Annotated in this window: 13 protein-coding genes; 10 read left to right on the top strand and 3 right to left on the bottom strand. The window is 55.2% G+C overall.

The genetic code is table 11. From position 1 onward, the window contains the following. Positions 1 to 10 precede the first annotated feature (10 nt). The 3 genes from NST84_RS20225 (at position 11) to NST84_RS20215 (ending at position 3,914) form a co-directional block, all read left to right on the top strand. Positions 11 to 1,765 carry an ABC transporter ATP-binding protein gene (locus NST84_RS20225; protein WP_342561951.1) on the top strand — a complete coding sequence of 585 codons (1,755 nt, stop codon included), beginning with the start codon at positions 11 to 13 and terminating at the stop codon, positions 1,763 to 1,765. Beyond that, complete coding sequence (locus tag NST84_RS20220; RefSeq protein ID WP_342561950.1) at positions 1,746 to 3,587, top strand: ABC transporter ATP-binding protein; 1,842 nt, start codon at positions 1,746 to 1,748, stop codon at positions 3,585 to 3,587. Before NST84_RS20225 ends, NST84_RS20220 begins: the two co-directional genes overlap by 20 nt. Before the next feature lie 165 nt (positions 3,588 to 3,752). After that, positions 3,753 to 3,914 (top strand): hypothetical protein, encoded by a 162-nt coding sequence (locus NST84_RS20215; RefSeq protein WP_342561949.1) that lies wholly within the window; start codon positions 3,753 to 3,755, stop codon positions 3,912 to 3,914. Between the two features lie 109 nt (positions 3,915 to 4,023). Here the strand turns inward: NST84_RS20215 and NST84_RS20210 are convergent, their stop codons facing one another. Then, entirely contained in the window at positions 4,024 to 4,326 is a 303-nt protein-coding gene (locus tag NST84_RS20210) for a DUF2627 domain-containing protein (protein ID WP_342561948.1), read from the bottom strand. Between the two features lie 167 nt (positions 4,327 to 4,493). Between NST84_RS20210 and lpdA the strand changes: the two genes are divergently transcribed. The 4 genes from lpdA (at position 4,494) to NST84_RS20190 (ending at position 10,275) form a co-directional block, all read left to right on the top strand. Beyond that, positions 4,494 to 5,915: a dihydrolipoyl dehydrogenase gene (gene lpdA, locus NST84_RS20205; RefSeq protein ID WP_342561947.1), complete on the top strand. Its 1,422-nt coding sequence runs from the start codon at positions 4,494 to 4,496 to the stop codon at positions 5,913 to 5,915. A gap of 224 nt (positions 5,916 to 6,139) precedes the next feature. Further along, entirely contained in the window at positions 6,140 to 7,174 is a 1,035-nt protein-coding gene (locus NST84_RS20200; protein WP_342561946.1) for a thiamine pyrophosphate-dependent dehydrogenase E1 component subunit alpha, read from the top strand. Between the two features lie 2 nt (positions 7,175 to 7,176). Continuing rightward, positions 7,177 to 8,163, top strand: a complete 987-nt coding sequence (locus NST84_RS20195) for an alpha-ketoacid dehydrogenase subunit beta (protein WP_342561945.1) — start codon at positions 7,177 to 7,179, stop codon at positions 8,161 to 8,163. Between the two features lie 687 nt (positions 8,164 to 8,850). Beyond that, positions 8,851 to 10,275, top strand: a complete 1,425-nt coding sequence (locus NST84_RS20190) for a dihydrolipoamide acetyltransferase family protein (RefSeq protein WP_342561944.1) — start codon at positions 8,851 to 8,853, stop codon at positions 10,273 to 10,275. Positions 10,276 to 10,357: 82 nt separating this feature from the next. Here the strand turns inward: NST84_RS20190 and prli42 are convergent, their stop codons facing one another. After that, a complete protein-coding gene (prli42, locus tag NST84_RS20185; RefSeq protein WP_090719403.1) occupies positions 10,358 to 10,459 on the bottom strand; it encodes a stressosome-associated protein Prli42 in 102 nt (33 codons plus the stop codon). A 78-nt stretch (positions 10,460 to 10,537) separates the two neighbouring features. Here prli42 and NST84_RS20180 point away from each other — a divergent pair, with 78 nt between their 5' ends. Then, positions 10,538 to 11,665 (top strand): M20/M25/M40 family metallo-hydrolase, encoded by a 1,128-nt coding sequence (locus NST84_RS20180; RefSeq protein ID WP_342561943.1) that lies wholly within the window; start codon positions 10,538 to 10,540, stop codon positions 11,663 to 11,665. Positions 11,666 to 11,769: 104 nt separating this feature from the next. Here NST84_RS20180 and NST84_RS20175 read toward each other — a convergent pair whose 3' ends face one another. Next, entirely contained in the window at positions 11,770 to 11,943 is a 174-nt protein-coding gene (locus NST84_RS20175; RefSeq protein WP_342561942.1) for a hypothetical protein, read from the bottom strand. 77 nt (positions 11,944 to 12,020) lie between these two features. On the opposite strand from NST84_RS20175, the gene NST84_RS20170 reads away from it, so the two are divergent. Both NST84_RS20170 and NST84_RS20165 read left to right on the top strand, forming a co-directional pair. After that, positions 12,021 to 12,593, top strand: a complete 573-nt coding sequence (locus NST84_RS20170) for an NUDIX hydrolase (protein ID WP_342561941.1) — start codon at positions 12,021 to 12,023, stop codon at positions 12,591 to 12,593. After that, entirely contained in the window at positions 12,584 to 13,783 is a 1,200-nt protein-coding gene (locus NST84_RS20165; RefSeq protein ID WP_342561940.1) for an endonuclease Q family protein, read from the top strand. The genes NST84_RS20170 and NST84_RS20165 overlap by 10 nt, the downstream gene beginning before the upstream one ends. The last annotated feature ends 24 nt before the right edge of the window (positions 13,784 to 13,807 follow it).

Raw genomic sequence — 13,807 nt, 5'->3', positions numbered from 1 at the left:
GGTACAGCAGATGAACTTAATATTCTCCTATCTCAAAAAATACAGGGTAGCCGCGATTGCCGCCCTGGCCATGATGGGGATTGAGCTGGCAGTGGAGCTGTCGCAGCCCCTTCTGATTTCCAAGATTATCGATCACGGAATTGTAGAAAAAGACTTGTCAGTAGTCTGGCTGTGGGGCGGTGTGCTGACCCTGAGCGCGATTATAGCGTTTGCTGCAGGGATACTGAGCTCCTTTTTTGCCTCCCATACCAGTCAGAGCTTTGCTTTTGATCTGAGGGAAAAGCTGTACGAAAAGGTACAGTCCTTCACGTATGAGGTGTTCAGCCGGTTTCCGACTTCATCGCTGATTACGCGGCTGACCGGGGATGTAACCCAGCTGCAGGATACGATTTTTATGGCATTGCGCTTTATGACCCGCGTTCCGCTGGTTGTGCTGGGCAGTGTCGTGATGGCGATGGTGGTGGATGTGAAGCTGGGTCTGCTGCTGGCAGTGACGCTGCCGGTGCTGATTTTGTTCCTGGCCTGGGTGATGCGCCGGTCTTCGGCCCTGTTCAAGATTGTGCAGGGCAGGCTCGATGGTGTAAACGGTGTCATTCAAGAAAATCTTACAGGCATCCGGCTGATCCGGGTGTTTGTGCGGATGAGCCATGAGATCGGCCGTTTTGCCTCGGTCAGCGGCGGCTTGATGAAATCCACCATCACCGCTCTGCGGCTGACCGAAACGATGGGACCGCTCATTATGCTGATTGTTAACGCGGCAATTGTCGCAGTGCTGTGGTTCGGCCGGATTGATATTGCCGCCGGGGACGCTACGCTGGGACAGACTGTCGCGGTTATTAACTACGCTTTGCGGACGATCGGGGCGATGTCAGCCCTGTCCTGGATTATGGCCACCTTCTCCCGGGCCGTTGCCTCAGAGCAGCGGATATCGGAGGTTATGGCCTCACCAGACGGACAAGGGGAGCTGGAATCTGCAGACGCAGAGGAAAACAGCAACAGCGGAAAGGCCCTCCAGGGAAAAATTGAGTTCGCCGAAGTCAGCTTCAGTTATCCGGAAAGCGACATTGCTGCGCTTGAAAAGATCTCATTCACAGTTCAGCCCGGCAAACGGGTAGCCATTATGGGAGCGACGGGTTCTGGCAAGTCCTCGCTGGTGGGACTGATTCCCCGGCTGTATGAACAGAGCAGCGGTATCATCCGGATTGACGGTATAGACAGTGCCGACATGGATATTTCCAGGCTGCGCCGGTCGATTGGTTATGTACCGCAGGAGGTGCTGCTGTTCAGCGGTTCTGTGCGGGACAATATTGCCTGGGGCAACGAGCATGCCTCGATGGAAGAGATTGAGCGGGCGGCTGCAGCGGCACAGATCCGGGAAACGATTAAAGGGCTGCCGCAGGGCTATGATACAATGCTCGGCCAGCGCGGGGTTAACCTGTCCGGCGGACAGAAGCAACGGCTGACCATTGCCCGGGCTCTCGTACGCAAGCCGGCGATCCTGATTCTTGACGACAGTACGAGTGCGCTGGACGCTGTAACAGAGGGGCTGCTGCTGCAGGAGCTTACATCAATGTCCTGCACCACTGTGCTGATTACCCAGAAGATCAGCTCGACGGTTTCGGCTGACCTGATTCTGCTGCTGGATGAAGGGCGTTTAATTGCCAAGGGAACCCACCGGGAGCTGCTGGCGGACTCGCCTCTATACCGCAAAATATACGAATCCCAGACAGGGGAGGGAGCACAGCATGTTCAAAGCATTACTTGAGCCTTTCCGCCATCCCAGGCTTGAACTGGGGCCGGCTGACGCAGCAGGCGGAGGGCGGAGGCCGAAGGCCAAGCCCAAGAACTGGTCAGCCACTCTGGGACGGATCTGGAGCTATCTGGCTAAACGTAAGGCGAAGCTTACGCTTGTACTGCTCCTTGTTCTGGTCAGTACCGGTCTGGCGCTGCTGGGGCCTTATCTGATCAGCCTGGCGGTAGATGACTATCTGGAAGGTGACGGGGGCCGGAGCTGGGTGGTTTTCCTGATCACGCTTGCTTTGGTATACCTGTTCACTTCACTGGCGACCTGGCTCCAAAATATTTGGATGATTGAAATCGCCCAGGAGACGGTATACCGGATGCGCACCGACCTGTTCGCTTATCTGCACAGGCTGCCGATTTCGTTCTTTAACCGCAGGCAGCAGGGTGAAATTATGAGCCGGCTGACCAATGATATTGAGAATATCAGCTCGACGCTTAACAGCTCGGCTATTCAGATTTTTTCCAGTGTACTGACATTGGTAGGAACAGTGGGGGTCATGCTGTGGCTCAGCCCGCTGCTTACGCTGCTGACTTTTATTGTCGTGCCGCTGATGTTCCTCGGCATGCGCTGGATTACCCGCCGTACAGGACCCCTGTTCAAGGAACGGCAGCGCAATGTGGGCGAGATGAACGGTTACATTGAGGAGACACTGTCGGGCCAGCGGGTAATCAAGGCTTTTTCACAGGAGGAGAGGGTGATTTCCGGCTTCCGTGAGCGCAATACACGAATCATGCTGTCAGGGTATTGGGCTCAGGCGATTTCTGGCTTCATTCCCAAGCTGATGAACGGTCTGAACAACCTGAGCTTTGCCATTGTCGCGGGTATCGGCGGCTTCCTGGCTGTCCGTGATATTGTGACTGTCGGGATTATCATCGCTTTTGTGGAGTATACCCGCCAGTTCACCAGACCGCTGAATGATCTGGCGAACCAGTGGAATACGCTGCTGTCGGCGATTGCCGGGGCAGAGCGGGTGTTTGAGGTAATGGATGAAGAGACGGAGGCTAAGGATGAGGGGGCAGCCGTATCGCTTAGCCAGGTGGAAGGGGCAGTCAGCTTTAAGGAGGTATCCTTCTCCTATGATGAAGGAAAGGATATTCTGCATGGCATCAGCTTTGAAGCGAAGCCGGGCGAAATGATCGCCCTGGTCGGACCGACAGGCGCCGGGAAAACAACGCTGATCGGTCTGCTCTCCCGGTTCTATGATCCAAGCAAGGGCAGCATCACGCTGGATGGCAGGGAGCTGTCTTCTATACGAAGGGAAAGTCTGCGCAGCCAGATGGCTTTTGTGCTGCAGGATACCTTCCTGTTCAAGGGGACGATCCGCGATAATATCCGTTACGGCAGGCTGGATGCTACCGACGCTGAGGTAGAGGAGGCTGCGAAGCTGGCCAACGCCCACTCCTTCATCATGCGGATGCGCGGAGGCTACGACCGGATGCTGTCTGTGGACGGCAGCGGCATCAGCCAGGGGCAGAAGCAGCTGCTGGCGATCGCGCGGGCCATTCTGGCCGATCCGGCGATGCTGGTACTGGATGAGGCAACCAGCAGCATTGATACGGTCACTGAGATCAAAATCCAGGAAGGCCTGCAGACACTGATGAAAGGCAGGACGAGCTTTGTCATCGCCCACCGGCTCGGTACGATCCGTGCCGCTGACCGCATCCTGGTACTGCAGGACGGCCGCTTGCTTCAGCAGGGCCCGCATGACGAACTGATGCGTCAGGGCGGGCTGTACAGCGACCTGGTGCACGGAGCGCGCAAGGCAGCGCCGGGCGGTGCTTAGGATTATAGAAACATGAAAAGCAGCAATTCACGTTTCCCGGAATCTATTGTGCCGGTGAAGCGGGCTTGCTGCTTTTTTGATATGCGTTGATGTGGGGCATCTACCGCTGCTAGTTGCGGGATATAGGCTGGGTGAGGAGCAGGAATGGTGGGGGGGGCTGGCGGAATGGGACACGTCGACGGATTGAAGGGAAAAAATGCCTTTGAAGTTGGCGGAATGGGGCAAGTTGGCGGAATGAAAGGTAAAAATGCCTTTGATTTCGGCGGAATAAGGCAAGTTAGCGGAATGAAGGGCAAAAATGCCCTTGATTTCGGAAGAATGAGCTGAGTTGGTGGAATGAAGGGCAAAAACGCCCTTGATTTCGGAAGAATGAGCTGAGTTGGTGGAATGAAGGGTAAAAATGCTCTTATTGTGTATGGGGTAGTAAATAACAATCTTATAAAGTGTTCTTAGCCGCCGGCTGCTCAGCTTTCTGCCTCTCCCTAAACCGGGGACCGACGTAGTTCTTCTTGCGGTCACGCGTCAAAATCCAGCCGCCAAGAAAGCTCATGCCCGCCGCAAACAGCAGCAGCCCGCCGCCAAAATGCAGCCAGGCAAACACCGGAGTTACATTATCATCGCCGTGCATGGAGAGATAATTGAACAAATCGTCCTTCATCATCAGGAAGCCCTTCATCGCCAGAAGTCCCGGAATGACCAGAATGATAATGGCAATGAAGCGTGAAATAATCAGTTTCATACAGGCAACACTCTCCCCGCAGCCTATTGAATTCATCAATATGATAACGCTTCAAATGGTAAAAGTCCATGCCTATATGACGTTTATAAGTTTTGAATTGAGTCCAAAAGAGAGTACAATGTAGGAAGTTATGCAGAACTTTTGAGTATTGACTGGAGGATACATATATGACAATTTCCTGTGACGTGGCTATTCTGGGCGGAGGAACCGGAGGATATGTGGCGGCGATCCGCGCTGCCCAGCTCGGCAAGTCTGTCGTCGTCATCGAAATGGACAAGCTGGGCGGAACCTGCCTGCACCGCGGCTGTATTCCAAGCAAGTCGCTGCTGCGCAGTGCAGAGGTATACGCTGAAATACAGGAGAGCGAAAGCTACGGCATTGAAACATCAGGCGTCAAGCTGGTGTTCCCGAAGGTTCAGGCACGAAAAGATGCGGTCGTGGAGCAGCTGCACCAGGGCGTACAGTATCTGATGCGCAAAAATAAAATTCAGGTGGTCAAGGGCAAGGGGCGTATTATCGGTCCGTCGATTTTCTCACCGCGCAGCGGTGCGGTTGCCGTTGAGCTGGAGGATGGAGAGATGGAGACAGTAGTCTCTACTAATCTCATCGTGGCCACAGGCTCCCGCCCGCGCGTGCTGCCGGGCCTCAAGCCCGACGGCAAAGTTATCCTCAGCAGCGAAGAAGCGCTGACACTGGAGCAGCTGCCTGCTTCTATGATTATTGTAGGCGGCGGTGTGATCGGAGTGGAGTGGGCGTCGATGCTGGCTGATTTTGGCGTTCAGGTTACAGTGGTGGAAGCCGCAGACCAGCTGCTGCCGCAGGAGGATGCCGAGATTGCCCGTGAGCTGACCAGATTGCTTAAGAAACGCGGAGTCAAGGTTCTGACCGGCACAACGGTTGATCCGGAGACCAGCACTATTTCAGAGGACGGGATCAGCATTGAGGCCCGCAAAGGGGAGCAGAGCCAGACGTTGTCAGCCGGGAAGCTGCTTGTTTCGGTTGGCAGAGTAGCCAATATCGAGAACATTGGACTGGAAAATACCGATATCCGCTTCGACAAAGGCGTGATCGAGGTCAATGCCAACATGCAGACCGGCGAGCCGCATATTTATGCGATCGGTGATGTGATCGGCGGGCTGCAGCTGGCCCATGCCGCTTCCCATGAAGGCATTCGCGCCGTCAATCACCTTGCAGGGGAGCAGCTTCATCCGTATCATGCCCATCTTGTGCCGCGTTGTGTGTATACACGGCCGGAGGTGGCCAGTGTGGGTTATACCGAGAAGGAAGCGCAGGGGCTGGGTCATGATGTTGTGACCGGGAAATTCCCGTTCTCGGCCATCGGTAAGGCGATTGTGCACGGGATGAAGGACGGGTTCGTTAAGGTTGTGGCTGACCGCAGCAGCGGTGATATTCTCGGTGTGCAGATGATCGGCCCGCATGTGACCGACCTGATTGGTGAAGCGGCGCTGGCACAGCTGCTGGATGCGACACCTTGGGAGATCGGTGAAGCGATCCATGCTCATCCGACCCTGTCTGAGGTAATCGGAGAGGCGATGCTGGCCGTGGATGGCAGAGCAATCGGTTTCTAATATAAGCATTGGGGAATAAATGGAATGCCGGAGAGAGCAAGCGCCGCGAGACATGCGCAAAACAGCTCTTTTCCGGCTTTTCCTCTCTTTTCTTTTTGCAGGGAAAGGGATTATAATGTATTTAGTCTAGTCTTAGTACCTGGTTATAAGATCAGGTTAAAGGCGGCGAGATGGCAGCGTGCGTGCATGCCATTACCCACAAAATTTTTAGGAGGTACCTCTGTATGGAATCTCAAGGTACTACTGCAAACACGATTAGCCGACATAAACAGCTTGGACTGACAGACGGCCAGGTCATTGACATGTACAGATATATGCAGCTGGGACGGAAATACGATGAGCGCAGCCTGCTGCTGCAGCGGGCAGGAAAGATCAACTTCCACGTATCAGGGATCGGCCAGGAAGCGGCTCAGGTTGCTGCGGCGTTTGCACTGGACCGGCAAAATGATTATTTTTTACCTTACTACCGGGATTATGCCTTTGTGCTGTCGGTAGGGATGACTACGCGTGAGCTGATGCTGTCCGTATTCGCCAAGGCGGAGGACCCTAACAGTGGCGGCCGGCAGATGCCGGGCCATTTCGGCAGTAAGCGTCTGCGTATTGTAACGGGCTCAAGTCCTGTAACTACCCAGGTTCCGCATGCGGTCGGCTTTGCACTGGCTGCAAAGATGCAGAAGAAAAAGTTTGTTTCGTTCGTGACTTTTGGCGAGGGCTCCAGCAACCAGGGGGATTTTCATGAGGCCTGCAATTTCGCGGGTGTGAACAAGCTGCCGGTCATTATTTTTTGCCAAAATAACCAGTATGCGATCTCTGTTCCGGTTCACAAGCAGCTTGGCGGCAAGGTCAGTGACCGCGCACTGGGCTACGGCTTCCCGGGTGTACGTGTGGACGGCAATGATCCGCTTGAGGTCTACCGTGTAGTGAAGGAAGCGCGCGAGCGCGCACTGGCCGGCGAAGGGCCGACACTGATTGAAGCGATGATGTACCGCCTGTCGCCGCACTCCACCTCCGACAATGATCTGGCTTACCGGACGAAGGAGGAAGTGGATGAGAACTGGAAAAAGGACGGCATTGCCTCCTTCCGGACTTATCTCACCGAGCAGGGGCTGTGGAGCGACGAACAAGAGTCGGATCTCGTTGCCGAATACAATCTGGAATTGAAAGAGGCTATTGCATATGCCGAAAATGCGCCGTTCCCGAAACCGGAAGATACGCTGCTGCATGTGTACGACGAATCCGGCCTCAAAGGAGGAGCATAAACATGGCGATGATGGAATATATCGATGCGATCCGGCTGGCGATGAAGGAAGAAATGGAACGCGATGAGTCGGTCTTTGTGCTCGGCGAGGATGTCGGCGTTAAGGGCGGCGTGTTCACCACCACCAAAGGGCTGCAGGACCAGTTCGGGGAAGAACGTGTTATGGATACACCACTGGCCGAATCGGCAATTGCCGGTGTAGCTATTGGTGCGGCGATGTACGGCATGAAGCCGATTGCCGAAATGCAGTATTCTGATTTCATGCTGCCGGCAACCAACCAGATTATCAGCGAGGCGGCCAAAATCCGTTACCGCTCCAACAACGACTGGAGCTGTCCGATAGTTATCCGTGCGCCGATCGGCGGCGGGATCTTCGGCGGACTGTATCACTCCCAGTGTCCGGAATCGATCTTTTTCGGTACGCCGGGGCTGAAAATTGTAGCGCCGTATTCGGCAGCTGATGCCAAAGGCCTGCTGAAGGCAGCAGTACGTGACCCTGATCCGGTGCTGTTCTTCGAGAACAAGAAATGCTACAAGCTGATCAAGGAAGACGTGCCTGAGGGCGATTATATCGTCCCGATCGGTGAAGCGAACCTCCTGCGTGAGGGCAGCGATATTACGGTGATCGGTTACAGTCTGCCGCTGCATTTTGCGATGCAGGCAGCGGAAGAGCTGGAGCGCGAGCAAGGCATTTCCGCGCATATCCTGGATCTGCGCACGCTGCAGCCGCTTGACCGTGACGCGATTATCTCCGCTGCCCGGCAGACGGGCAAGGTGCTGATCGTCCACGAGGACAACAAGACCGGCGGCATCGGCGGCGAAGTGGCGGCGATCATCGCCGAGCACTGCCTGTTCGAGCTGGATGCGCCGATCTTCCGGCTGTGCGGCCCTGATGTACCGGCGATGCCAATTAGCCCGCCGATGGAGAAGTTCTTCATGCTGAGCAAGGACAAAGTGAAGGCTGAAATGCTGCGGCTGGCGCAGTACTAGGGTGGGACTATGCTGCTGAGCAAGGATAAGGTGAAGGCGGAGTACTAGGGGCAATGAGCTCAGGTTAAGGCTGGTATGGGTGAAATGAAGGTAGCATGCCATGCGTCAGGGCAAATGCCATTCCGTGTCCGTGGGAAGGCGTCTCCGGCTGTCCAAACGGCAACCTGCGGGAGAGCGTAAGCAGTTGCCTAACCGGTATTCCGTGGGAATGCGTCATCAGTTGCCTAAACGCCATCCCGCGGGAATTCGCCGCACCTGCTCGAACGTTCAAGTCCCCACATTAGGTGGATTTTTGCTACTTATTTTGTCTAAAGTAAGCTACTTTGAAGATTTAGTTGGAAAAACGCTATCTAATTTCGCCCATATGGGGTTTTAGCGATGATATGTGAGCTTTTAAGTGACGTTTTTCCAACTAATTTGGTTTTGCGGACGTTTAAGAATGATTTAAGTGGTGAAAATCCAACTAGGTACGTTACTGTGCCGGTTATACTTATGTTTTTGGCGGAACCCTGGTCATACAGGGAATCCATTACTTATCAAATCTCTTAGGCACATGCTTCCCGGCCCAGTGCCGGACAATTTTAAGGAGCCTATGCTTACAAAACTTTAAGCGTATGCTTGCGAAGCGAGTTTTGTACGAAGTCAGTACAGGAAGCCTATGCTTACAAAACTTTAAGGAGTGACAATATGTCTGACAATACAAAGCTGACGGATGTGGTGATGCCGCAGCTGGCGGAATCGCTGGTGTCCGCTACGATCGGCAAGTGGCTGAAGCAGCCGGGCGACCGTGTGGAGGAATATGAGCCGATCTGCGATCTGATTACGGATAAAGTCAATGCCGAGCTGCCTTCCACTGTGGAAGGCACGCTGGTTGAGCTGCTGGCCGAGGAAGGCCAGGTCATCAGCGTGGGCGAAGTCATCGCCCGCATCGCTGTAGCTGCGCCTGCCGGGAGCTCCGCACCGGCAGCGGGCACTGCCCCGCAGGCGGCAGCCGCCGCGCCTGCGTCTGGCACGCCAGCCGCGCCGGTCCGGCCGGCAGCGCTGTCTCTCTCAGCAGCGGACGCGCCTATGCGCTCCCGCTACTCACCCGCGGTGCAGACGCTGGCAGCGGAGCACCGCATTGACCTAAGCGCCGTGCCGGGCACCGGGCTCGGCGGGCGCATTACGCGCAAGGATGTGCTGGCGTTCCTGGAGAACGGCGGCGCGGCCGCCGTCCAGCAGGTACCTGCACATCCGGGCGCAGCCGGCGCGGGGCAAGCCGGCCGGCCGGTGCCTGAAGCGCAGCAGCAGCCTGCGCTGCAGGTGATTCAGGCGGAGGCGCAGGAGCAGCTGGAGCCGGTGCGCAATTCGGGGCTTCACCTGAGTGAATCCCCGCGCATTCCGACCATTGAGGTCGAGGGCGGGCTTGGCAGCAGCTCCGAGTACCTGATCGACGTTACGCCGATCCGCAACACGATTGCGACAAGAATGCGCCAGAGCGTTTCGGAAATTCCCCATGCCTGGACGATGATCGAAGTAGACGTGACCAATCTGGTCATTCTGCGCAACAAGGTCAAGGATGAGTTCAAGCGCAAGGAAGGCATCAATCTGACCTATCTGGCCTTTATGATGAAGGCAGTCGTCAGTGCGATTAAAGATTACCCGATTATGAACTCCGTCTGGGCCGTGGACAAAATCATTGTCAAACGCGACATCAACATCGCGCTGGCCGTCGGCACCGAGGATTCCGTTATGACGCCGGTTATCAAAAAAGCCGATCAGAAGAACATCGCCGGCCTCGCCCGTGAGATCGACGAGCTGGCCCAAAAGACCCGTGAAGGCAAGCTGCGCCTGGATGATATGCAGGGCGGTACTTTTACAGTCAATAACACCGGTTCCTTCGGCTCCATCCTGTCCTATCCGATTATCAACTACCCGCAGGCGGCGATTCTGACGTTTGAATCCATTGTCAAAAAGCCGGTCGTCATCAACGACATGATTGCTGTCCGCTCGATGGCGAACATCTGCCTGTCGCTGGATCACCGGATTCTGGACGGGGTCATCTGCGGCCGGTTCCTGCAGCGCGTAAAAGATAATCTGGAAAGCTACACGCCGGATACGAAGATATATTAATCAGCGGCAGCACATCTGCCGTGACACAGCAAACAGCGCCCGGCAATGCCGGACGCTGTTATTAAGCTTGTAAGGCCTGTCCTTAACCGGCCAGGAAAGGCTCAACTACCATCAGCAGGGTTGAGGCGACCATTGCGATCAGCATGATATAAATGACAATGCGGAACCATTTTTGACGATTCATGTGTGACTCCTTTAGGATTAGTGTAAGTTAAGAGCATTACCACCATTGTAACGTATCTGAGAAAGAGAGGGAAGTCCAGTGATAGTACGAGACCGATTGATTCAAGAGTTCATGGAGCTTGTCCAGGTGGACAGCGAAACCGGAAATGAGCGGCAGATTGCCGATGTGTTAAAAGAAAAATTCAGCGCCCTTGGCCTGACTGCCATCGAGGACGATTCCATGGAGCGTACCGGACACGGAGCGGGTAATCTGTTCGTGACCTGGGCGGCAGAGAGCGGTGCTGCTGCACCTAAGCTGCTGTTCACCTGCCATATGGATACTGTTGTCCCAGGCAAAAACATTAAGCCTTCGCTCGGCGAAGACGGCTGGATTACCAGCGACGGCACAACGATTCTCGGCTCAGATGATAAGGCAGGCCTTGCGGCTCTGTTCGAAGCGATCCGTGTCATTCAGGAGCAGAACCTTCCGCACGGTCAGATTCAATTCGTCATCACCGCAGGTGAAGAATCCGGGCTGCTTGGCGCACGGGCAATGGATGCGAGCCATCTGGATGCTGATATGGGCTTTGCTCTGGATTCCAACGGTGAGGTCGGCTCCATTGCAGTAGCTGCACCGACACAGGCTAGAATTACAATGCAGATTAAGGGTAAATCGGCCCATGCCGGCGTTAACCCAGAAGACGGGATCAGTGCGATTCAGGTTGCCAGCAAGGCGATTTCCGCGATGAAGCTGGGCCGGATCGACAGCGAAACGACCGCGAATATCGGCAAATTTGCCGGCGGCGGCCCGACCAATGTGGTCTGTGACCATGTGCAGCTGGATGCGGAAGCACGCAGCATTGTGCAGGAGAAGGTGGAGCTCCAGATTGCTTCGATGCGCGAAGCACTCGAAACGACCGTCCGCGAATACGGTGCGGAATGCGAGTTCCGCAGTGAGATTATTTATCCGGCATTCAGCTTTAATGAGAATGATACGGTAGTGAAGCTGGCGGATCGTGCCATCACTTCACTGGGCCTGACAACCCGTCTGTTCCCGTCCGGCGGCGGTAGTGACGCCAATGTGTTTAACGGCCTAAAGGTACCTACGGTGAACCTGGCGATCGGCTATGAGCATATTCATACCACCAAGGAGCGGATCAAAGCCGATGACCTCGTCAAAGCGGCTGAGCTTGTGGTAGCCATTGTTAAGGAAAGTGTAAAACCATAAAGCCTGTCCGCTGCCGGCGGGTGCGCTAAATGAAAAAAGGAGCTGTTTCCGTGAAAATCCTGGAGCAGCTCCTTATTATTACGGCGGGTGAAGGAGGGCGGCTGTCAGCCGGCTTTTGACGGATTCTTCCGTGCTTCTGCCTGCAGCAGAAGGACATAGGACAAGGGCATATCGCGCCCGTACCGTTCGATCCATCCTGCAATAACGGCTTTAACCTGCTCAGGCTTGCCTGCGACTGTAACGGCTGATCTGCTGGTACGGATAAGGATGTTGTTCATGCTTGCATTCCTTCTTTCCCCTTAAGTTTGCTATAATACACCCTATGCAGAACTCAGCCAAAGGAGACCATGAATCTATGAAAAAGAATGAAAAATTCAGCAATCCCGCATTGGATGAAGAAACGTTGTCAACACAGCCGGTTTTTGAAGGTAAAATCATCAGCCTGCAGGTAGACACGGTGAAGCTGCCGGACGGCAACAGTGCTACACGTGAAGTTGTAAAGCATCCCGGAGCCGTGGCCGTACTTGCGCTGAATAACAATAAAATGCTGGTGGTGGAGCAGTACCGTCAGCCGATGCACCGTACAGAGGTGGAAATTCCGGCCGGCAAGCTGGATAAAGGCGAAGATCCGCTGGAAGCCGCAGGCCGTGAGCTGCAGGAGGAGACAGGCTTTCATAGCGGAGAGCTGAAGCTGCTGAAGTCTTTTTATACCTCGCCGGGCTTTGCGGATGAGATCATTCACCTGTATGTGACGGAAAATGCCCAGCCGGGGGAAATGGCACTGGATGAGGATGAGTTTCTTGAGGTATCCGAGCTGACGCTTGAAGAAGCATACCAGTACATTGCAGACGGACGGATTGCTGATGCCAAAACGATGATGGCCGTCTATGCCTGGCACCTGTACACCTTAACCGGCCAATGGCACTAGAACCCAAGCTGCACAGCTTTTACTGCGATTTGCATGTCCACATCGGCAGGACTTCTGCAGGAGCAGCTGTCAAAATCAGCGGAAGCCGCGACCTCACCTTCGCCAATATCGCTAAAGAAGCTGCTGAACTCAAAGGCATCGAGCTGATCGGCATCATTGACAGCCATTCGCCAGGTGTCATGCAGGATATCCGCGATCTGCTGATGTCCGGTGAGATGGCTGAAGCAGAGGGCGGGGGCGTTACTTACCGGGGAACGACGATTCTGCTCGGTACGGAAATTGAAATCCGCGAACCGGGCCGCAAAGAATGCCATGTGCTGGCCTTCATGCCGGATCTTCCGGCAATGGAAGACTTCAGCGCGTGGATGAGCCGGCATATGCGCAACGTCAACCTCAGCTCGCAGCGGCTGTATGCCTCCTCAAGAGTGCTGCAGGAGGAGATTTACGGCCGGGGCGGGTTGCTGATTCCGGCTCATATTTTTACGCCGCATAAAGGACTGTACGGCTGTTCAGCAGAACGGATGGCGGAGCTGTTTGATCTGGAGCAGATTGCCGCCGTGGAGCTTGGCCTAAGCGCGGACTCGGAGATGGCCGGATATATCTCTGAGCTGGACCGCTATTCCTTTCTGACCAATTCCGATGCACACTCTCTCGGTAAAATCGGCCGCGAATACAATGTGCTTGAACTGGCCGCCCCGTCGTTTAACGAATTCCGGCTGGCGCTTGCCCGTCAGGAAGGGCGGAGCGTGAGTGCCAATTTCGGCCTTAATCCGCGGCTCGGCAAATATCACCGCAGTTATTGCTCCAGCTGCGGCAGTATTATTGATGAAGCGGCAGCTACCTCGGAGCGTTGTCCTTACTGTGGAAGCACGAAGCTTGTACAGGGCGTATTTGACCGCATCCTGCACATCGCGGACCGGGAGCAGCCGCTTGTTCCCGCCCACCGCCCGCCATACCATTACCAGGTCCCGCTGGAGTTCATCCCGGGACTGGGCAAGGCCAAGATGAACGCGCTGCTGGCTGCTTTCGGGACCGAGATGAATATCCTGCACCGGGCGGATGAAGCTGAGCTGGCCGGAGTGGCAGGGCCTGAGCTGGCGGCGAAAATCGTTCTGGCCCGCAGCGGCCGGCTTGCGCTGACTTCAGGCGGGGGCGGAACCTACGGCAAAGTGGACAAATCGCAAAGCTAGTCCTGACTTGTCCGCAGGACAAGT

Source organism: Paenibacillus sp. FSL R7-0345 (assembly GCF_038595055.1).
Taxonomy (GTDB): domain Bacteria; phylum Bacillota; class Bacilli; order Paenibacillales; family Paenibacillaceae; genus Paenibacillus_AQ.
The sequence above is the reverse complement of the archived record's forward strand: the minus strand, read 5'-3'. Positions and strand labels throughout refer to the sequence as shown.